This window comes from Acinetobacter rudis (assembly GCF_000829675.1).
In the GTDB taxonomy this organism is placed as follows: Bacteria; Pseudomonadota; Gammaproteobacteria; order Pseudomonadales; family Moraxellaceae; genus Acinetobacter; species Acinetobacter rudis.
In genome coordinates this window covers 1-21,728 of sequence record NZ_BBRX01000004.1, presented here as the reverse complement: position 1 = coordinate 21,728, position 21,728 = coordinate 1, and the positions used below count along the sequence as shown (strand labels likewise).

The 21,728-nt window shown below is 40.6% G+C and carries 17 protein-coding genes and 2 tRNA genes; 10 read left to right on the top strand and 9 right to left on the bottom strand.

The features are described from left to right. Nucleotides 1-120: 120 nt before the first annotated feature. A complete protein-coding gene (locus tag Aru01_RS01100; protein WP_016657613.1) occupies nucleotides 121-585 on the top strand; it encodes an Lrp/AsnC ligand binding domain-containing protein in 465 nt (154 codons plus the stop codon). 70 nt (nucleotides 586-655) lie between these two features. Here the strand turns inward: Aru01_RS01100 and Aru01_RS01095 are convergent, their stop codons facing one another. Genes Aru01_RS01095 through kynU form a run of 3 tightly spaced genes read right to left on the bottom strand, consistent with a single transcriptional unit; the run spans nucleotide 656 to nucleotide 4,111 of the window. Next, complete coding sequence (locus Aru01_RS01095) at nucleotides 656-1,399, bottom strand: alpha/beta hydrolase (protein WP_155758010.1); 744 nt, start codon at nucleotides 1,397-1,399, stop codon at nucleotides 656-658. Between the two features lie 8 nt (nucleotides 1,400-1,407). Continuing rightward, nucleotides 1,408-2,814 carry an amino acid permease gene (locus Aru01_RS01090; RefSeq protein WP_016657611.1) on the bottom strand — a complete coding sequence of 469 codons (1,407 nt, stop codon included), beginning with the start codon at nucleotides 2,812-2,814 and terminating at the stop codon, nucleotides 1,408-1,410. Between the two features lie 43 nt (nucleotides 2,815-2,857). Continuing rightward, complete coding sequence (gene kynU / locus Aru01_RS01085; RefSeq protein WP_016657610.1) at nucleotides 2,858-4,111, bottom strand: kynureninase; 1,254 nt, start codon at nucleotides 4,109-4,111, stop codon at nucleotides 2,858-2,860. Nucleotides 4,112-4,256: 145 nt separating this feature from the next. Between kynU and gigD the strand changes: the two genes are divergently transcribed. Continuing rightward, entirely contained in the window at nucleotides 4,257-4,694 is a 438-nt protein-coding gene (gene gigD / locus Aru01_RS01080; protein WP_016657609.1) for an Lrp/AsnC family transcriptional regulator GigD, read from the top strand. Nucleotides 4,695-4,784: 90 nt separating this feature from the next. On the opposite strand, the gene Aru01_RS01075 is transcribed toward gigD, so the two are convergent. After that, nucleotides 4,785-5,063, bottom strand: a complete 279-nt coding sequence (locus Aru01_RS01075; protein WP_016657608.1) for a PspC domain-containing protein — start codon at nucleotides 5,061-5,063, stop codon at nucleotides 4,785-4,787. A 284-nt stretch (nucleotides 5,064-5,347) separates the two neighbouring features. Between Aru01_RS01075 and Aru01_RS01070 the strand changes: the two genes are divergently transcribed. Then, nucleotides 5,348-6,025, top strand: coding sequence for a hypothetical protein (locus tag Aru01_RS01070; RefSeq protein WP_016657607.1), 678 nt, complete (start codon nucleotides 5,348-5,350; stop codon nucleotides 6,023-6,025). A 151-nt stretch (nucleotides 6,026-6,176) separates the two neighbouring features. Here Aru01_RS01070 and Aru01_RS01065 read toward each other — a convergent pair. The 4 genes from Aru01_RS01065 to Aru01_RS01050 form a co-directional block, all read right to left on the bottom strand. After that, nucleotides 6,177-6,252 (bottom strand) — tRNA-Lys (locus Aru01_RS01065). Nucleotides 6,253-6,272: 20 nt separating this feature from the next. Then, nucleotides 6,273-6,348: transfer RNA gene (locus Aru01_RS01060), tRNA-Lys, on the bottom strand. Nucleotides 6,349-6,478: 130 nt separating this feature from the next. After that, nucleotides 6,479-8,323 carry a long-chain-acyl-CoA synthetase gene (locus tag Aru01_RS01055; RefSeq protein ID WP_016657606.1) on the bottom strand — a complete coding sequence of 615 codons (1,845 nt, stop codon included), beginning with the start codon at nucleotides 8,321-8,323 and terminating at the stop codon, nucleotides 6,479-6,481. Between the two features lie 200 nt (nucleotides 8,324-8,523). After that, nucleotides 8,524-12,033: an Rne/Rng family ribonuclease gene (locus tag Aru01_RS01050; protein ID WP_040331448.1), complete on the bottom strand. Its 3,510-nt coding sequence runs from the start codon at nucleotides 12,031-12,033 to the stop codon at nucleotides 8,524-8,526. 739 nt (nucleotides 12,034-12,772) lie between these two features. On the opposite strand from Aru01_RS01050, the gene Aru01_RS01045 reads away from it, so the two are divergent. The 7 genes from Aru01_RS01045 (at nucleotide 12,773) to Aru01_RS01015 (ending at nucleotide 20,069) form a co-directional block, all read left to right on the top strand. Then, nucleotides 12,773-13,711 carry an RluA family pseudouridine synthase gene (locus tag Aru01_RS01045; RefSeq protein WP_016657604.1) on the top strand — a complete coding sequence of 313 codons (939 nt, stop codon included), beginning with the start codon at nucleotides 12,773-12,775 and terminating at the stop codon, nucleotides 13,709-13,711. Further along, the gene (locus Aru01_RS01040) at nucleotides 13,704-14,372 is read left to right on the top strand and encodes an HAD family hydrolase (protein WP_016657603.1); all 669 of its coding nucleotides are present in this window, start codon (nucleotides 13,704-13,706) and stop codon (nucleotides 14,370-14,372) included. Before Aru01_RS01045 ends, Aru01_RS01040 begins: the two co-directional genes overlap by 8 nt. A gap of 289 nt (nucleotides 14,373-14,661) precedes the next feature. Further along, a complete protein-coding gene (gene mhpD / locus Aru01_RS01035) occupies nucleotides 14,662-15,462 on the top strand; it encodes a 2-keto-4-pentenoate hydratase (RefSeq protein ID WP_016657602.1) in 801 nt (266 codons plus the stop codon). A gap of 18 nt (nucleotides 15,463-15,480) precedes the next feature. Beyond that, on the top strand, nucleotides 15,481-16,377 hold the full coding sequence (locus Aru01_RS01030; RefSeq protein WP_016657601.1) for an acetaldehyde dehydrogenase (acetylating): 897 nt from the start codon (nucleotides 15,481-15,483) through the stop codon (nucleotides 16,375-16,377). Nucleotides 16,378-16,389: 12 nt separating this feature from the next. Then, a complete protein-coding gene (gene dmpG, locus Aru01_RS01025) occupies nucleotides 16,390-17,400 on the top strand; it encodes a 4-hydroxy-2-oxovalerate aldolase (protein ID WP_016657600.1) in 1,011 nt (336 codons plus the stop codon). Between the two features lie 372 nt (nucleotides 17,401-17,772). Continuing rightward, a complete protein-coding gene (gene mhpT, locus Aru01_RS01020) occupies nucleotides 17,773-19,011 on the top strand; it encodes a 3-(3-hydroxy-phenyl)propionate transporter MhpT (RefSeq protein WP_016657598.1) in 1,239 nt (412 codons plus the stop codon). Between the two features lie 179 nt (nucleotides 19,012-19,190). Next, on the top strand, nucleotides 19,191-20,069 hold the full coding sequence (locus tag Aru01_RS01015) for a LysR substrate-binding domain-containing protein (RefSeq protein ID WP_016657597.1): 879 nt from the start codon (nucleotides 19,191-19,193) through the stop codon (nucleotides 20,067-20,069). A gap of 62 nt (nucleotides 20,070-20,131) precedes the next feature. On the opposite strand, the gene Aru01_RS01010 is transcribed toward Aru01_RS01015, so the two are convergent. Then, entirely contained in the window at nucleotides 20,132-21,388 is a 1,257-nt protein-coding gene (locus tag Aru01_RS01010) for an OprD family outer membrane porin (protein WP_016657596.1), read from the bottom strand. Nucleotides 21,389-21,728 lie beyond the last annotated feature (340 nt).

Here is a 21,728-nt window from a genome sequence, read left to right as displayed (position 1 = left end):
CATTGGTTAATTCAGCTAGTATATTGTGAGTCTTGGAGTTAATTTAACTATAATATATGCTATTGTTTGGTTGATTCATTGTATTTGTCGCGAAAAATTTCTAAAAACAGGGAAAAGAATATGCGAAAATTAGATCGTATTGATTGCATGATTTTGGATATCTTGCAGCGAGATGGACGGATTGCGATTAGTGAGTTAGCACAAAAGGTGAATTTATCTACAACGCCATGTTCCGAGCGAGTCAAACGCTTAGAGCGTGAGGGCGTGATAATGGGCTATTACGCACGTTTAAATCCTGCCTATGTGGACCGTAATTTATTGGTGTTTTTAGAAATAAAACTCTCTGCAAAGTCAGGTGATGTATTTGATCAGGTGGCAAAGAGTCTGGCAGAAATTCCAGAGGTGTTAGAGTGCCATTTGATTTCGGGGGAGTTTGATTATTTGGTTAAGGCTAGACTTAAAGAGATGGGGGCATATCGTAGTTTACTGGGTGATTTATTAAAAAAACTTCCAGCATCTGCCTCTTCTCATAGTTATGTCGTGATGGAAGAAATAAAAGAAAGCTTGTATCTTAAGGTGAATTAAGTTGGGTGCTGTATTGCACGATAGATTATGTCTTTAGGAGAGTACTGGGACATGATGGGTAAGAGCATGATTACAATATATATTTAAAGTAATGTTCTAAGATGGTGTAATGGTTGATCTTGGGGAAAAGTTCAAGTTTGACCTGTTGACCATCTATAAAATGTCTTTTTAGAAAGTATTGCTTGCTTTGCTGCTGTAGTGCTTCTAACTCTTCGCCACCACAGTAAATCTCGTATTTTTTATTTAAGGTCTGCCTGCTCAGTATAGGGCTTAAATGATCTATCTCCCATTGACTCAACTGTAGCGCTTGATTGAGTGGTGTGTATTGGATTGGCTTTAAATCATAAATGCCACTGAGTAGCACAGCTTGATTGACTCTAGGATGATCAAGCATCAATGCTGCTAAATGTGCACCAGCAGAATGGCCTACCAAGATAAGCTCTTGGCTCATCCAGTCTTGCTGCACGATAAAATCAATCGCTTGTTTAACTTGCGCGACGATATCGCTTAGGGTGTAGTGTGGGGCAAGTCCATACTCTAAAAGTACACATTGCATCTCTTGTTTAAGAATATAAGGTGCGATAAATGCGAAGTCTGATTTATCACACCATTGCCAATAGCCGCCGTGTATAAACACAACGGTTTTTTGGGCGCGCTCTGATTGAAATAGATCTAAGCATGTACGTTTGCTTGAAGCATAGGGAATATCACGAATACAAGAATACTGACGATAACAACTTAAACTACGCGCTTGAAAATCTCTTAAAATCTCTTCTTCGCTCTTTACTGTGCTGGCGTTGTCATAGTTATTGATCATGGCAGTTACTCAGTAGAATGTTCTTGACGCGATGGATTGCGTTTAGCTAAGGCATTTTTAACGAGATAAGACACTATAAGTATGATCAAAAAGGGGATACCAAACTGTAGTGTTGATTTAAACTCATCGGTGAACCATGTGGTGAGTGTAATACTGAGTATCGCGAGTAAACCTAAGACTGAAATCAAATGACTACCCGGAATTTTAAATTTCAAATCAATTTTAGACTGGCGTAAATGTCTTCTGAAAAATAAGTGTGTCATGAATATACTTCCCCAAGTAAACAGTGCACCAAACATGGAAAGTGCAATCATGATTGGAAAAGCTGACTCTGGATTTAGGGTATAGACAATACTTGCGATACCAATACCGACTGCAGAGAGTAGTAGCGCATTAATCGGTACACCATTTGCAGCAAGTCGACCAAAACGTTTAGGTGCATCACCTGCTCGAGATAAGCTAAATAACATGCGGGTTGAAATATACAGCATGCTGTTCATTGCAGATAAGGCAGCCACAATAACAATAAAGTTGAGGATACTGTCAGCATAGGGAATGCCAACAATTTGCATCACCATGACAAAGGGGCTTGTTGCGTCTTGACCTATCAGGATCGTCCAAGGCACTAAGCTGACAATCAGGAATAACGAGAGTAAATAAAATAAAACTAAGCGAATTGCGGTGCTTTTAAAGGCATATTTGACAGCTTTTTCAGGATCGGCAGCCTCACCAGCAGCAACAGCAATCATTTCAATACTTAAGTAGCTAAAGATCGAGATAATTACACCCAGCCAAACACCATGGAAACCGTTAGGAAAAAATCCACCATGCCCAGTTAAGTTTTCAACAACATGGGTGCTCGGTGAGCTTCCTTGAGTCAAAATTCCAATGGCCAGTAGGATAAAGACAATAATGGCAAAGACTTTAATCGTTGAGAACCAATATTCGACAAAGCCAAAGGCTTTGACACTATAGGCATTGACCAAAAGTAAAGTCAGAGAGAAAAAAGCAATCCAAATCCACGCATCGACATGCGGAAACCAAAGCTTCATATAATCGGCAACTGCTGTGATTTCCGTCCCTACAGCAAGCACAATACAGGCCCAATAGCTATAACGGACTAAGAAGCCTGCTAAGGGATTCATATAGTGTTCCGCATATGCGCCAAATGAGCCTGAAGTCGGATGTTGAACAGTCATTTCTGCTAAGCAAGCCATAAGTGCAAATGCAATTAGGCCACCAATGGCATAGCTCACGATGACCGCAGGCCCTGCGAAGCTAATTGCAAATTTACTGCCCATAAACAAACCTGTACCAATTGCACCTCCGATTGCGATCATGGCCATTTGCTTAGCGGAAAGTTGTTTGTGCAAACCTGCTTCACGTGTTTGTATTTTATCAAAATTACTCATAGGCCCTCCTAGCCTGATGTGTGAATCTTATGCTGACTTCGAGTTAAGTCACCGATCCACGAATCTGATATTGTTTATTTTTCCACTCTGCATGAGTCATGACGTTCTTGAGGTGTTGCACTGCATTCCAGATGTCCTCATAACCAAGATATAAAGGGGTGATGCCAAAGCGAAGGACTTCAGGTTCACGATAGTCACCGATCACACCACGCGCGATCAGGGCTTGAATAATGGCGTAACCCTGTTCATGACGAAAGCTGACATGACTACCACGATGCTTATGTTGTTTAGGTGTAATCAGTGTAAAGCCAAATTCAGAACATTCTTGTTCAACTAATTGCATGAATAGATCTGTTAGCTTTAAAGATTTTTCACGTATTAGCTGCATATCTGTAGATAGAAAAATATCAAGCCCACATTCAATCAGTCGCATGGATACGATAGGTTGAGTACCACAAAGATAGCGACGAATCCCTTGAGATGGCTGATAGTGTTGGGCCATGGCAAAAGGCTGTTGATGTCCCCACCAACCTGATAGTGGCTGCCAAAAACCTTCTTGATGCTTAGGATTGACCCAAAGTAATGCTGGAGAACCTGGGCCACCATTGAGGTACTTATACGTACAGCCAATAGCAAAGTCACTATCGGTTTGCTTGAGTTCCATGGGAACAGCACCGACAGAGTGGCATAAGTCCCAAATGACTAAAGCATTTTTTTCATGAATTTTGGCATTGATTGCGGACATATCATAAAAATAACCCGTGCGATAATTGACATGAGACAAGACCACTGCAACAACTTCGTTGCTGTCGAGTAGGCTATATAAGTCTTCATTACTTTCAATGAGTACTAAGCGATAACCTTGGCTAATTTGATTGATCAAACCTTCAATAATATAGAGGTCTGTTGGAAAAGCATCTTTTTCAGCCACAATAACCTTTCGTTCAGGATACTGTTCTGCTTGGATTTTAATGGCTGCTGAAAGGACCTTAAACAGATTGAGAGTGGTTGAATCAGTAATAACTGTTTCACCAGAATCTGCCCCTATTAACTGTGCAACTTTATCTCCGAGTCGGGTCGGTAATCCCCACCAATCTGCAGTGTTCCAACTATTAATCAGATCTTTTCCCCATTCTTGGGTCACCACATGATTGGCTAAACTCAGAGCTGCAGTAGGTTGAGCGCCAAGTGAATTACCGTCGAGATAAATTACACCCTCTGGTAATGCAAAGTGCTGTTTAAACTGATTGAGTTGATCTTCCTTGTCCCAAGCTAGGCATTGCTCGCGATTAATCATTTACTATTACACCTATTTTACTTCCCTATTGTTATTCGATTTTAACACGGTAAAATTGGCGAAATATTCGATAATATTTGATCAAAAAACTATATTGTAGGATATGATTTAATAATAATGCATTTTATAAGGATATTATTTCAATATGAAATTTGATGCTATAGACCTCAAAATATTGAAAATTTTGCAGGATAACGCACGTTTAAGTAATCAAGAGATTGCGGAGTTAGTTAATTTATCAACATCAGCTTGTCACCGACGTATTAAGTTATTGGAGTCAAGTGGGGTGATTGAGAAATATATGGCTAAGTTGAATTACGCAAAAATGGGTATTCATATTGAGGCCATCGTTGAAATTAAACTGGCACAATTGACAGAGTTTGATCATAAATCATTTTTAAGTGCGATTGAGAAATTCGAAGAGGTTACCAAAGCCTATATTATTACTGGGGAATCAAACTATGTATTGCATGTTGCCACCAAAGACCTCAATGCCTTTTCGCAGTTTGTTATTTATAAACTGAATAAAGTGAAGGGGATTACCAATATCAATTCAAAGATTATATTGGAAAAGGTGATCTAAATATTTGGCTTGAGTAGAAAGTTGAGTTTTAGAAAACCGATACGCCGTGATTTAGTGGGTATCGGTTTTTTGCAATCGAATGATCAGGTTCTAACGTCTTAATTGCTGTTCATCATAGACGGTGCGCATTTTTGTTGATTGCTGGGGGGCTGGTGATGTTGCTACATAGCGTTGTGGCTGTGCAGCGGGAATGACAAACCATAAGATGAGGTAAATCAAAATCCCAGGAAAGCCTGCACTTAATATTGAAACACCAACAAATAAAACGCGTAGTAATGTGGCGTTCCAACCAAAGCGTTCCGCGATTCCGCCCATCACACCAGCAATCATTTTTTGTTGATTGGAGCGAGTTAAACCAGACTGGGTCATTTAATTCTCCTGAAGTAAGGGAGCTAGAGAGCAATAAGAATATTGTTTTCAGCAGATTAAGGGATGAGACTATTTTTACATGAGCTTGTTTTAATTAGATATGGTGATTCGGTAAGTTGTTTTAAAGGTGTAATTGCGTATGATAGGCTCTAATTTACTGCATCATCTGAGGATGAGTGTGAACTGACTTTGTAAAAATTGCCATTTGGTGATTGTCATTATAAAAATGAATACGATATATTTGTCACGTTGGATCGTTGTTAATAAGGCAGTAAGGCCAAGAAATGAGAATTTTTCATAGGAAAATTTGCTCAAACATAGTGGTGTTTGGCTCAACTTTATTGCTACTTGTGGGCTGTAGGCAAAAACAAGAGCTAGACCCTTTGCAGGTCGTCAATGACGGTTCATCTAAGGTGGATTTTGCTAAGCTAGCACATAAAGACGTTGATGCAGTGACTTTGGCTGATGTCATTAGTCAATCCAATGTACCGCATAATACGCATTTACCTTTTAAAAATAATGAGCGCACCGTTTCAGCCTTACAGCTTGAATATGTTGGGCGTTATCAGACCAGTATGAGCTGCGAACAAGCATTGATTAACTGTGAGAATGGTCAGGTGCAGTATATTTTAAATTTACTGCCTGATGGAACTTCACATCGGATGTTGGTGCAATCGGGAAGGGTATATGCGAGGCATCAAGGTATGGTGCAGTCTTATCGTCAAGATCTTTGGAGTTTAGACGAAGATCACCATGAAATTGTGGTTCATCTCCGTGAAGGCCCAGATATATTTTATAAAATAGATCAGCACAATAATTTAATGATGGATCTAGAGAAGACCATTTACCATGATGCTAAAAGTCAGCGGTTTTTTGGATCAAGCTATCCTGTTCCTACTTATGCCTATGTGCTGGTCAGAAATACACATGAGCCCAAGGCTCATGTTAAGACACATGATTAATTGAGCGATTTAAAATTCTAAGTTTGAGGTCTGTTTAACAGGGCATTGATTTTTATCATCGATGACATTTGTTGATCGGCTTAATGTTGTTATATTTTTTTGAATAGAAAAAGAAAAAGCCCATCAAATAAATGATAGGCTTTTTCGAATCTGGTGGGTCGTCCGCGACTCGAACGCGGGACCAATGGATTAAAAGTCCACTGCTCTACCAACTGAGCTAACGACCCATAACGAGTATCAAAATAAGTGGTGGGTCGTCCGCGACTCGAACGCGGGACCAATGGATTAAAAGTCCACTGCTCTACCAACTGAGCTAACGACCCATCTCGTTTTGATGTTGCGTATTGTAGCAACATCTCAAACGAGCGCAAGTAAAAAATATAAAAGTTTTATCTAGTTGATTATAAATAATCCAAATTAGTGCACTAAGTTTCAAAAAATGATCAATTTGGCCTAAAAACGGTATTTATAGGCTTGGATATTGGCAAAAACTTCTGCGTTGAGCTCAGCATATTTCTGACTGTTTGGTAATAAAACATACAACTTGTCTGAAGTTTTATCTGGATTGAAGCTCTCATCTTTCAATTTAGTCTTTTGATACTTAAAAGTTCCTGTTGTATCTACCGAATTTAAGATGCGTAAAAAGACTGGAACAGCAAAATGTGGCAGAGCTTGTTTAAAGCAACTGGCTAAATCGGTTAAATCGTGTTCGCTGAGTGTATTTACATCAGGGGCTAAGGTGATTGCTGCCATACCAGCACGACCATTGGTATTTGGAATTTCAACGCCGTAGACGATCGCTTCAGAGATTTTTTCGTGGTCACTACATATGTTTTCAACTTGAGTAGTCGAAACATTCTCACCTTTCCAGCGGAAAGTATCTCCAAGACGGTCGACGAACTGTGCATGTCTGAAACCTATATCACGTACTAAGTCACCTGTAACAAAGTAGGCATCGCCTTTTTTGAGGACATTTTCTACGATGACTGAGCGGTTTTTCTCTGGATCAGTGTAACCATCAAAAGGTGAGCGACGTGTGATTTTACCCACCAATAGACCAACTTCACCTTTGTCCACTTTGATACAAAAACCACGCTCATTACGAATAGGTTCATTTTTTTCTTTATCAAATTGTACAATTGCATAAGGTGTAGGGGAGAAGCCGACTGTATTATCAAAATTGAAAATATTGCTAAAGCCAACATTGCCTTCGCTAGATGCATAAAGTTCTAAGACTTCGGTAACGCCAAAACGTTGTTTAAACTTGTTCCAGATATTTGGACGCATGCCATTACCAATCATTTTTCTAACGCGATGCTGTCGATCACGTGAGCTTTCTGGTGCATCCATCAGATAACGACACAGTTCCCCCACATAACCAATCGCAGAGGCATTATATTTTTCTACATCGCTCCAAAAAGCAGAGGTTGAGTATTTGCGGCGTAGGGCCAAGGTCGCGCTACCAGCAATAACACCACACCAGCACACCACCATACCGGTTGCATGGTACAGAGGCAGCGTGCAGTACATGACATCATCAGGTTGCAGGTTCAAGATGTGCCCGTAGGTACCATAAGCTAAGGTCCAGCGACTATTACTAAAGACAACCGCTTTAGGTAATCCTGTGGTTCCTGAGGTGTAAATATAAAATAGCCCATCTTTGCCCTGAACTTTTTGTGTATTTACCACATTAAATTTAGGAAATTTATCGGCTTCAATGGCGAGATTGGTAAAGCCTTGTGGCGCTTGTCCAGGATCATTGTATGTTTCTTGGTCTGCGTACCAGTAAAAATGATCTGTTGTAATACAAAGTTGTTCACGGACGTCATCAACTGCGCCTCGACATTCTTCACCAACAACAACGGCTTTAGCTTCAACCAGGTTGATACTATGTGCTAAGACTTGACCATTTTGTGAAGTGTTGACCAGTGCTGAAATAATACCCAATTTGGCCAGTGCGATGACGGTGACCACCAGTTCTGGGCGGTTCTCAATCATAAGAGCAATGACATCGCCTTTTTGAAAACCAGCGGCAACAAAGTAGTGTGCTAATTGGTTGGCCCAGTCATTGAGTGCCTGATAGCTATACTGTTGATCTTCAAAGCGTAGAGCGATGCCCTGAGGGTTACGTTTCACTGCTTTCTCAAATGCTAAGCCTAGGCCAGCAGGTGTGCTTGAGGTGCGTAAATATGCCTGTTTCAACCCACTGAGTATGTTAGGAACTTTATGAAGAAATTGCGGTAGTTTGGCTGCTACGTCACTAAAGCCAATAAGGTCTGGAGAAAGAGATTGATTCATAAGATTCCTATTTGTAATTTACTCATCCAATTAAGAAAACGGCCTAACTTTAAATACTTGTCATACTGCTCTTGTTTTTTATGTTCTTACACTATGTCTAGTGCAATCAACCTAATTGACTAAAATAACAAAAGAAACCCAGCCATCGGAATGGCTGGGTTTCATCAAATTACAAATTTTAGGCAACAAACAACTTGGTTTTATTCAGCTGTTGTTGGTGTTTTTTTAGGTGGACGACCACGAGGACGACGCGGACGAGCAGCAGGCTTATCGGCTTCTGATGAAGCACCAAGTAAATCCTGTTGTTCGGTATTACTCACATTTTCAGCTACTGTGGCGACTTCTTTCTTCTCCACGGGTGCTTTTCTGGTAGCTCGAGGTTTTGCCACAGGAGTTGCAACTTCAGCAGGTGCGACAGCAGCCGTTTCAACTGTTTTGGCTTCTGCTGTCGGTGCTTTGACTACAGGTGTTTCTACAGCTGCTTCGTTCGCAGTAGGAGCCTGTTCTGCCACTTCAACAGTAGATTCTACCTCAGTTGCTGTATTGGCTACTGGGGTGGTTTCAGCAACTGCAACAGCTTCAGCTACGGGTGCTTCTACAACTGAGCTTGCTTCGCTTGCAGTTGAATCAGTTGTCGTTGCTTCAGTAGATGTTACTGTGGTTGCTTGCTCAGTTGGAACTTGTGCAGATTTTACCTGTTCAAATGCCTGTTCTGCGGCAAGTTTAGCTAAACGACGACGTTCACGTGGATCGTTAGCAACACGATTTGTACTGATTGGTTTTGGTGGTTCCAAATCTAATACTGGCGCAGGCTCTGCTTCGTGTTGTGCTTTACTAATTGCAACGTCACGTGTAACAGGTTGATGGCTTCGTGGTGCTGCAGCCGACGGTGCTTGATTTAATGAGGCAGTGTATTGCTCAGTAAATTTGCTTAAGGCACGGTTAAATGTCGGAATTAGGCCAAATTGTTCAATCAATACTGAACAATCTTCACCATAGACATGGCGAATCAAACTACCAATCGTGTACTGCGCTAAAGTTGGCACTTGAGACGGGTTGAGTTTGTTGACTTGTTCTGCCTTGTGCGTTTTTTGCTGATCACGTTGGCGACGACGACTACGTGGATCATTGCTTGCACGACGTACAGGTTGCTCAGCGGCTTGTGGTGCTGCCTCTGCTGCTTTATGTATTTCAGTACGTTTAGCAGGAGTTTCAGTTGCCGCTGTAGGTTCAGCTTTTTTCTGTTGAACCTTGGCTTCTGCTACAACTTCAGCTGCCTGAACTGCTTGAGGCTGTGCCGATGTTGTATTAATCGCAATGATTTCACTGTGTTGTTGATCGATATTGACCACCAAAGCAGTGTTTACCATTTCGTGTTTCGGTGCATCAATCAAGTTCACATTGATTTGTGATTCAGATGAAACAACAGGTGCAGGAGTTTGCTTGTTCTGTTGATCATTCAATACACTTGGGTCACGCTGGCGTGTCGGACGTGGTGGGCGCTGCTGTTGATTGCGATCACGACGTGGCACTGGGTTTTCTACTGCCGAATCAAATTGTTGTTCTTGGTTCGGTTGACGTTTTTGCGGACGCTTTTGATCACGCAACTCTTGACGATGCTCACGACGTTGATCTTGACGTGAGTGTTGCTGTTGTTGCTGTTGTTGTACATTTTCTTCTACAGGCGCTACCGCTTGCTCCTGTACAACTTCGCGAGGCTGTTCTTTGCCTTTACTACGTTTTTTATTGTTACGTTGTTGGCTACGCTCTTCACGTTCTTGAGCTTTTTCAGCATAGTCACGTGTTTCAGTCTTCGCTGTGTTGCTGTTGAGGTAAGCATTGTTCTGCTCAGTTGCAACAGGTTTTGCTGCGACATCAGTACGCGCTGTATTGACGTGCCCAAACTGACCACGGCTTACTGCTCCACCATTGACCATTTGTTCAATTGCAGCAGCAGCGCTGTTTGCTGTGCGGCTATGGTCGCTAGTAGATGCTTGTTTTTGTACAAACAAGTTCTCTAACCATGCACATGCACTGCTTTGAGGTTCTGCTTTTGCGACAGGAGCAACAGCTGCTTTTTCAGCTTGTTGATTGTTTCTGCGTGGGTTTTGGCCCTTTGCAGCTGCAGGTGCAATCGCTTTTGCTGCGACTGGCTCTTCATCTAAATGCCATTCAGATGAGGCATAACCGAGCTCTTTTTCGCTTAGACGCGTCGCTTCTGTACGCTCATAGCTTGTTGGCGCAAAACCTTCTGGATTATAAGAAATTTGGTAATGCGGTGTTTCTAAGTGTGGGTGAGGTAAAACAGTTACACGTACATTTGAAGTTTGTTCTAAGTAAACCAAACTATGGCGCTTTTCATTGAGCAAGAATGCTGCAATTTCAACAGGAACTTCGACTTGAACTTCACCACGACGTTCACGTAACGCAATTTCTTCTACTTTACGCATAATCGAAAGAGAAAGTGAACGTAAGTCACGAACCATACCTGTGCCATGGCAACGAGGGCAGACATAACCTGTTGCTTCTTCTAGAGAAGGGCGGAGGCGTTGACGGCTCATTTCCATCAAACCAAAGCGTGATAGCTGACCAAATTGGATACGTGCACGGTCACTTTGAGTTGATTCACGTAATTTTGCTTCAACCATGCGTTGATTACGCTCTTTACCCATGTCGATAAAGTCGATAACAACAAGGCCACCAATATCACGTAAACGCAATTGGCGTGCAATTTCTTCAGCTGCTTCTAAGTTGGTGTTGAGAGCTGTTTCTTCAACATCATGGCCACGTGTAGATTTCGCTGAGTTAATATCAATAGACACCAAAGCTTCAGTTTGATCGATCACGATTGAGCCACCAGAAGGCAGTTTTACTTCGCGTTCATAAGCTGTTTGGATTTGGCTTTCGATACCGAAATGCGCAAATAAAGGCTCATTTAAAGTATACGTTTGTAGTTTGTCGATTTGGTTTGGCATTACCGCTTTAACGAAATTATAGGCTTCGTTATAGGCTTGCTCATTATCAATTAAGATTTCGGTTACATCATCACGCAGGTAATCGCGAATCGCGCGAGTTACAACGCCTGCTTCTTGGTGAACCAGCATTGGTGATGGACCACTGCTTGCAGTGCTTTGGATTTGGTTCCAAAGGTCTAGCAAATGTTGTAAATCAAGTTGTAATTCTTCTTGAGTACGACCAATACCTGCTGTACGTACAATGATGCTCATACCGCGAGGTGTATTGAGTGATGCCAACATTTCTTTGAGTTCTTCACGAACTGAGCCAGAAATTTGACGGCTAATACCACCACCTTTAGGGTTGTTTGGCATTAATACCAAATAACGACCAGCAAGTGAGATATAAGTAGAAAGTGCTGCGCCTTTATTGCCACGCTCTTCTTTTTCCACTTGTACTAATAATTCAGTACCTTCTGTAATCAGTTCGCGGATATTTGAAGTTTGACGAGGGTCAGCTTTGTAATATGAGTTTGCGATTTCACGCATGGAGAGAAAGCCTTGACGGCCTGCACCATATTCAACAAATACAGCTTCTAAAGAAGGCTCTACGCGGGTCACATGACCTTTATAAATATTTGCTTTCTTTTGTTCACGAGTACGATTTTCTAAGTCAAAATCGTAAAGACGGTGACCAGTAATAAGTGCAACGCGTACTTCCTCAGCATGTGTTGCATTGATCAACATACGTTTCATGGGTGTAACACCTAATAGTGATTCACACCAACAAATCGCCTGGATTAGTTTGCGGACATCTTGCATGATGCGTTATGACTCAATCACTCATGTAGACTGTGATTTTTGAGTATAGCTACCGATTAGATGGCGCTGGGGAGAAATGGGAATGAATGCTTCCATCTCAACCTAATCAGGATTTAATGTCCAATCGCTTTCACTGGAAAGACAAACGGTGCATTGGATGTTGAACTTTCACTGCCTAGTTGCTCGAAGATCCGTTGCGTCTGTCGCAACATGTCTTGATACGGAATGATCATCGTACCTTTACAATTGGCTCAGTTCCAATGCCTCAAACGTTTGTGTCCTGAAATACTCTGGGGCAGCAATCTGTCTGATGTGGATCAGTTTACATGTAAAAACCAACAACAAAGTTGGCGATAAAATTTTTTAAACATGTTGATTTATGTGCAGAAGCACAATTAAACGCAACAGTTTGTGTTTTTGCCGATATAATAAGCCCTTCGGCGTAGGCATATTCTTTTAGGACCATTCCGAGCATAACGCGAGTTGCTTGGTCTTTTTAGATTTCAAATGATTGAAATGACTAAAAAGTAACTCTATTACGGTGGTATCCGTGCGCTGACTATAGCAAACCTTATAACTTCTGCCTATGGGTTAAGCTCATTTTTCTTGTGAAAAACAGGCGTTAAGTGGTCAATTTTTATTCAAATTTAGTATTAAGGCTTCGAGTAACTCTATGAATTCTACGCAACAATGGCAAAGTGTCACTTGGTTTGAAGTGGATGAACATCAAGCAGATCAGCGTATTGATAACTTTCTATTTAGCCGTTTAAAGGGCGTGCCGAAAAGCCGTATCTATCGTTTGATTCGTGAAGGTCAGGTACGCATTAATAAAAAGCGTTGTAAAGCAGAGACTAAACTTGCGATAGGTGATCAAATTCGTGTAGCACCTATTCGCTATGAGCAAAAGGATGAAACTGCTGCACCCGTGTCAGATAAAGTCGCACAAGGTTTATTAGACCGTGTGGTTTATGAAGATGAAGGTTTAATGGTTGTCAATAAACCTGCAGGAATCGCGGTACATGGGGGAAGTGGTGTGGCCTATGGGCTCATCGAAGCTTTACGTGCAGCAACAGGTAAAAAATACCTAGAGCTTATTCATCGTATTGACCGTGATACTTCTGGTTTGGTCATGGTGAGTAAGAAACGCAGTACTTTAAAGTTGCTGCAAGATTTGCTGCGTGAACATAAGATCCAAAAAACTTATGCTGCGGTAGTTAAGGGTAATGTTGCTTTAGATAAACAGTTAATTGATGCACCTTTATTACGCTATGAATTAAATAATGGCGAACGTCGTGTGCGCGTTTCAAAAGAAGGTAAGCCGAGTAAAACCCAGTGGAATGTGAAAGAACGCTTTCGCCATGGTACTTTGGTGTATGCATCACCATTGTCGGGTCGTACTCACCAAATTCGTGTGCATGGTTTAAGTATTGGTCATCCTCTCATTGGGGATGATAAATATGGCCATCAAACAGATTATCGTGGCCCAGCTCCACGTCGTTTATGTTTACATGCGATGCGTTTGGAAATACCAAATTATCCATTAATTGAAGCACCATTACCTGAAGATATGCAAAATATCGTAGCGCAATTAAGGGCACAAAAAGATGACTAAACTATTAGACATCTTTGATTTGGTTATTTTTGATTGGGATGGCACTTTATTTAACTCTGTTGGGCAAATTGTGCAAAGCTTACATTTTGCCGCACAGCGTTTTCAGCAACCCTTAACTGATGAAGCCGCACAAAGTATTATCGGTTTAGGTTTACCTGAGGTTATGCAGACTTTATTTCCGCAAGTGCCCGAACTACATCAAGAGATCCTACACGCTTATTCAAGTCATTATGTAACACATTCTGTGCATGATCACTGGTTTGATGGCGTCGCTGAAATGTTGCAGGACTTGCGTCAGCAAAACGTCACTTTAGCTGTGGCAACGGGGAAAAGCCGTGCGGGTCTAGATCGAGTTCTGACTAAAACACAAAGCCAATCACTGTTTGCTGTGACACGAGCAGCCAGTGAAACACGCTCTAAACCCGATCCATTGATGTTGCAGCAAATTTTGGATTATACAGGTGTACCTGTGACGCGTGCATTAATGGTTGGTGACAGCAGTTATGACTTAGAAATGGCGCAGCGTATTGGTATGCGCAGTGTCGGTGTAAGTTATGGTGTGCATGATGTACAGATGCTAGAGCAGTATCAGCCACAAACGATTGTACATAATGTTGCTGAGTTACATCAGTACTTGCTGAGTCCTTTTGCAGTCAGCTAATTCACCTCAACATTATTTGTATTTCGATCTTCTGGTTTAGGCCAGAAGATCTAGTCTCAAACCAGAAATAGCTATAATAGTTTGGGGCTATGTTATTAAACATAATAAGTATTGGTCTTTTGTTGTCATTTTCTCGATTCTAGCAATTGAATTATTTGCATCCTCTTAAATTTATTCCAACACATTGCTTCCTTTGGATCTAGTGCGCTATTTGCTGACGACCCTATGTGTAATGTAGTGCGATGAGTTAAGAGGGTTGGTTAAATTATTGCAGTTTTAGGAACGATAAATGTTGAACTCTGCTGTTGAAGCAGTGGCCACAGCCCTAAGAGACGCTGAAGGATCACACACTGCGATTTCTCCTGTTCGCCCAGAGTTGGGCGGCGCTCAAGCCGATTTGGATAGTGCCTATGCAGTTCAGGAATTGAACACGAAATATGCATTACAACAAGGCCGTCGCTTGGTCGGTCGTAAAATCGGTCTTACTTCTAAAGTTGTGCAACAACAGCTTGGTGTAGATCAGCCGGACTTCGGTATGTTGTTTGCTGACATGGCTTATGGTGATGGTGAAACCATTGCGATTGATCAACTGATTCAACCGAAAGTTGAGGCTGAAATTGCTTTGGTTATTAAGCATGATTTGACCAAAGAAAAGCACAGCTATGTCGACATTATCAATGCAACGGACTACGCCCTCGCCGCGATTGAAGTGGTTGATAGCCGTATTGCTGATTGGAAAATTTCGATTGTCGATACAGTTGCTGACAATGCGTCGTCTGCAGCATATGTCCTCGGTTCTCGTCCTGTGCAATTGGCTGATTTGGACTTGGTGAACTGTCGTATGCGTATGACTCGTGGTGACGAAGTTGTTTCTGAGGGTGTAGGACGTGCCTGTTTGAGTAATCCACTCAATGCAGCTGTATGGCTTGCCGATGAGATGGTTCGTCGAGGTCGTCCTTTGTTGGCAGGTGACTTGATCTTAACAGGTGCACTTGGACCAATGGTGGTGGTTAAAGCCGGTGACGAGTTCAAAGTTGAAATTGATGGGCTAGGTAGTGTCAGTACTGTGTTTTCAGCACATACGGCTTAACACAGAGGGAAGACAATCATGAAAAAGATTAAATGTGCTTTGATTGGACCGGGTAACATCGGTACCGATTTACTTTATAAGTTACAACGTAGTGAGTTTTTAGAGCCAGTATGGATGGTCGGTATTGATCCAACTTCAGAAGGACTCAAACGTGCAGAAGCCATGGGGCTTAAAACGACTGCTGAAGGGGTTGATGGTTTATTAGAGCACGTACTTGCTGACGACATTAAAATTGCATTTGATGCAACTTCTGCTTATGTTCATGCAGAAAACAGCCGTAAGCTCAATGAGCTCGGTGTGTTAATGATTGACCTTACTCCAGCGGCAATCGGCCCATTTTGTGTGCCACCTGTAAACTTAAATGCCTTGTTAGACGCTGGTGAGTTGCCAAACGTCAACATGGTGACGTGTGGTGGTCAGGCAACTATTCCAATGGTTGCTGCAATTTCTCAAGTACAAGCTGTCAGCTACGGAGAGATTGTGGCGACGGTTTCTACCCAATCTGTAGGCCCAGGAACGCGTAAAAATATTGATGAATTTACCCGTACAACCGCAGGTGCAATTGAGAAAGTTGGTGGAGCGAAGCAAGGTAAGGCGATTATTATTATTAATCCTGCTGAACCACCGTTGATGATGCGTGACACGGTGCATTGCTTAGTTGAAGGTGAGCCTGATCAAGCAGCAATTACAGCCTCAGTACATGCCATGCTTGAGCAAGTACAAAAATATGTGCCTGGATATACTCTAGTAAATGGCCCAATCTTTGATGGAAATCGTGTGTCTATTTTCCTAGAAGTACAAGGTCTAGGAGATTTCTTGCCTAAATATGCAGGTAACCTCGACATTATGACTGCTGCAGCAGCACGTACTGCTGAGATGTTTGCTGAACGTTTATTGATGAAAGCTGAAGCTTAAAGGAGCACCCTCATGTCTAAGATTACATTACATGATATGACCTTACGTGATGGTATGCATCCACAGCGTCATCAAATGAGTATTGAACAAATGGTCAGTATCTCCACTGCACTGGATGCAGCGGGTGTACCACTGATTGAAGTATCACATGGTGATGGTTTAGGTGGGGCGTCACTAAACTATGGTTTTGCAGCAGCGACAGATGAAGCTTACTTATCTGCGATTATTCCTGAGCTAAAACAAGCAAAGGTTTCTGCTCTGCTTTTGCCAGGGATTGGGACTGTTGATCATTTAAAGATGGCGCATGAAATTGGTGTGTCAACGATTCGTGTCGCGACGCATTGTACTGAAGCCGATGTTTCAGAACAGCACATTACCGCAGCACGTAAACTTGAAATGGATACTGTGGGTTTCCTAATGCTTGCACATATGGCAAGCCCCGCTCAGTTGCTGGAACAAGCTCAAAAAATGGTGTCATACGGTGCTAACTGTATTTATGTGACTGACTCAGCTGGTTATATGTTGCCTAAAGATGTTGCAGCGCGTATTGATACTTTACGTCAACATTTTGATACCGATATTGAGATTGGTTTCCATGGTCACCACAACCTCGCTATGGGCGTGGCAAACTCTGTAGCTGCTGTTGAGGCGGGTGCAAATCGTATTGATGCTGCGGCAGCTGGTTTGGGTGCGGGTGCGGGCAATACACCTCTTGAGCTGTTTATTGCTGTGGCTAATCGTATGGAGATGGACACAGGGATTGATCTGTTTAAGGTTCAAGATATCGCTGAAGACCTTGTGATTCCAATGATGACACACCCGATCCGAGCTGACCGTGATGCAGCAACTTTAGGTTATGCAGGGGTTTACTCATCGTTCTTGTTGTTTGCGAAACGTGCTGAAGCAAAATATGGTGTTTCTGCACGTGAAATTTTACTTGAACTGGGTCGTCGCGGTACGGTTGGTGGTCAAGAAGATATGATCGAAGATTTAGCATTAACCATGGCGAAAGCCAAGGCCTAACACCTCATTTTGATGCTGTGTTTTAATGCGGAAAAGTCCCGAGAGGGGCTTTTTTTATGGCTGAATATTTTGAAGGATTTTTCCATTGTAAATATATGATTTATAAAGTTAATTTTGCAAAAAATCTCATTGATATAAAACAACGATAGCAACAGATGAAATCAGTATTAATCTGACTCAAAAAACATTAAACATATATAAAAATTAGATGGTTCATCAGGCAAAGCGAATCACTCAACTGATGAAAGTCATACTACATCTTACTGTGTGTAAGTGTTGTCCAAAAACGACTGTCTATACTACTTTAGTCTAACTATTTCTTTGAATGAGAAGCTGTAAATATTCCGATTTTGATAGACGAAGGAAAGTCGGATGCAAGGTCAAAATCAATCAAGGACGTCGTTAATTACTGTGTTTCTCTGTTTTGTGGTTGCAGTTATTGAAGGTGTAGATTTACAGGCAGCAGGGATTGCAGCTTCAGGTATCAAGGCGCATTTTGCATTAAGCCCAGAGCAATTAGGTGTGTTTTTTAGTGCAGGGATTTTGGGTCTATTGCCTGGTACACTTTTTGGTGGACGTTATGCCGATAAAGTGGGGCGTAAAAAAGTTCTCATCTGGTCGGTTGCAACTTTTGCTGTATTTACCTTAATGACGGTATGGGTCAATTCTTTTTATACATTATTGGCTGTTCGTTTTCTTGCTGGGGTGGGGATGGGTGCAGCTTTACCCAACCTAATCACTTTGGCTTCTGAGTCAACCACACCAGAACGTCGCGGCCGTGCAGTGGGCCTCATGTATTGTGGTCTACCAGTGGGTGCTTTATTACTTTCTGTATGGTCGGCGTATGACACCAGTGGAAGTTGGAAAACGATTTTCTATCTCGGTGGTATATTACCTTTGTTGGTGATTCCTTTGATGGTGTATTGCTTGCCAGAGTCTAAAGAGTTCTTAAAAACTAAAGAGATCGCTGAGCAACAACCACAAGAAAAAACTGGCTTTAAAGATATTTTTGGCCGTGAATATATGCTGCGCACTGGGCTACTTTGGGTGAGTTACTTCTTCACCTTGATGGTGGTTTACATTATGTTGAGTTGGTTGCCTTCACTCTTTATGGAGCTAGGTTTTAGCCGCCAACAAGGCAGTATGGCTCAAGTATTCTTTATGATTGGTGCATTCTTTGGCACCATTATTTTGGGTATGTTGATCGATCGCTATAACAAGGTCTTTATTATAGCTTTGATGTATACAGGTATTTTAGCAGGACTGATCAGTTTAAATGCTGCAACGACTTTAAACGGTATTTATATGGCTGCTGCTTTGACAGGTACATTCACCATTGGTGGTCAAGGTGTACTTTATGCTTATGGTAGCTTTATTTATCCAACTCATTTACGTGGTACTGGTGTTGGTGCTGCATCTGCAATTGGTCGTGTTGGTGCAATGTTGGGGCCAACTGTTGCAGGGATGATTATTGCTTCAGGTGCTGGTGCTTCGGGTGTATTTACTGCTGCTATTCCAGGTATTGTTGTTTCGGCAATTATTATGATGCTGTTATCAAAGAGTTTACAAAAAACTGAACAGCCAGTTGCAACTGCTCAAGTTACATCTTAAACTTTGTATTTTAATATAAAATTACCTAAATAATAATCAGTCGTCTTTATTAATTTAAAGGCGACTTTTTATTTATACTAAGGTGTATGTTTATTTTTTGGTGTATAGGTTTAATTATATTTAGTTAGGGTTATAATGGTATCATCATGGATTGATATACACGTTTAGAGGATATAAATATGCTGACGCTCAGGCATTTAAGATATTTTTTAACTATTAGTGAAGAGAAGAGTTTTGTTTCTGCTGCGAAGAAACTTGACACAGTACAGTCTTCATTAAGTCAGCAAATTAAAGATTTAGAAAATTATTTAGATGTCGAATTATTTGAGCGTGGTAGTCGAGTCTTTACATTAACTCAAGCAGGTGAAGTTTTTTTAGAGGAAGCGAAAAAAACTTTAGTTGAAGCTGAGAAGGCTAAAAATTTTGCATATAAACTAAATAGTAAAAACTCTGTAGTTAAAATAGGCGTTTTAATTGGAGTTGAAGTTAAAATTCCAAAAGTTATTTTAGACCTAATTAAGTTTCATGATACTTCAGTAAAAATTGAATTAGTCAGTGAGATGGGGCCAGCATTAATTAAAAAGTTAGAAAAAGGCGAAATCGATTTAGCATTTACGCGTTCAAATATAAATAATTCTGAAATTAGTAGTATAGAATGTCTTGAAGAAGACTTATTATTGGCTATGCATAAAAGCCATCCTTTAGCTCAGGCCGAATGTATTACATTAAAGGAATTAAGTGGTAGCGATATTATTTTACCATCGATCCATCATGCACCCGAATTAAGACAGCAAACATTGGATTTGATGAAGAAAAACAATATTAACTTTAATATAATTATGGAGTCTGAAAATGCCTTTGTTACCATGAGTTATATTAGTATGGGTATGGGAGTTTCAATACTACCTGATTTTGTTCGAGGCATGGTGAGCGGTAATACTGTTGTTAGACGTTTTTCTAATATTCAACCAAAAATAAAACTATTTATTAATTATAAAAATATGCCAAATACACCATCACTTGATCGCTTGATTGAGAATTTTAAGAAGATTATCTAGAGTTTCTCCTCCCCAGCTCTGTTCACCTTCTTTAAAAAGGAGAGAGTGGGGAGGATTTAGGCTTACTTAAAGGTCCACGTATAATCTACATTTATACGAGTTTCATCTGCAGGTTTAAAACTTGCTTTTGCACCAAAATCATTATCATAAATTGCATAGCGCGCACGTAGTCCCAAACCTTTCAAATGACCAGACTGTATGGTATATCCTAAATCAAAGTCTAAAGAATCTTCTTTATGTTTGTCATTTGAGTAGGCGAGTTTAATTTCACGACCTTTGGTATAACGGGTCATAAATTTAAGCCCAGGTACATAGTCTTTGAAGTCATAATCGTAACGCATGCCATACACTTGTTCTTTGGCATTTAAAAAATCAGTACTCCAGCCATCAATAAAGATCAGTACTTCACCACCTGATAAATAAGGATGTGCAGTATCACCATAGTTTTGCATGGTGCTAAAAGTGAGTCGGTGATTGTTATAATCTAGGCCAAAGTTTGCAGTTGCTAACGTGTTATCTATTTTACCTGCTTTGGCAGCACCATTTTCTTGGCTATTCCAAATACGTATATCACTAATTAAATTTAAATCTTTGTTTAATTGGTGATTATTTTTAAGTGTTAGTGCAGCTTGATTGTAAATATCATCAGCCATTGCATAATATAGCCCAAACTGAGTGTTTTCTGAGAAATTATACTTAGCACCTGCAAAGGAAAATTGATCTGTTTGTGCTACTTTAAATCTTTGGTTAAATCCAATATTACTAAGATCTTCATAATTGGTTGAATCACGGTGATTTACTTGACTAATATAACCACCAATTAATTCCAAATCTTTAATGTCTTTACTTTGAATCATTCCACCTAAGAAGGTTTGAGGTAATAATCGAGAAGGGGAGCTAAATATAACAGGAGTCCAAGGTTGTAATGTTCCTGCTTTTAATTCTGTTTGTTTATATTTTACTTTAGCTGTTGCACCTATTTCAGATGCTGTTTTTTCACGTTCTCGACTTTGTGGGTCAGTAGGTAATAAGCCACTCGGTAAATATTTTGCATCACCTTGTAGTTTAACCGAAGTTAACGTTTGAACATCTAAACCAAAACCAATAATGCCCGGTGTATAGCCAGAATTAAAGTTAAATATAAAACCTTGAGCCCAATCTTTTGTACCAGGTATTACATCATTATGTTCGGTAAATGAACGGTCTAGATAGTAGTTTCGAGTAGTGAGTTTAATTTTGCTATCATCTATAAAACCATTGGCAAAACTAGAAGTGCTTATTAAAGACAGCATGAATACTGAAAACTTAACTCTTTCCATGTGTATATCCTATTTCCTTTCCTGAATTGGATTAAAAGTTTTAATTACTTTGTATTAATTATATTATTTTGGCTTGACTCGAATAATTCAAAATAAAGATACATGTGTATATATTATCTATTAATTGTTTGTTTATATCAGAGATACTGTTGAAGGATTAAAAAACTGAAATATTAATGTATATAGAAAAATAGCGAAGTAGGTTTTTATATTTTTATATAGGTGATCGCTGAGTTTTGAACAGTTGAAAACAATAAAGCCTTTTTTGCTTGAGGATTAATTTTGTAGTCTTGGGCTAGCGGGGTATATCTCTTCGTTTAAGTCTTACCAATATGCCTCA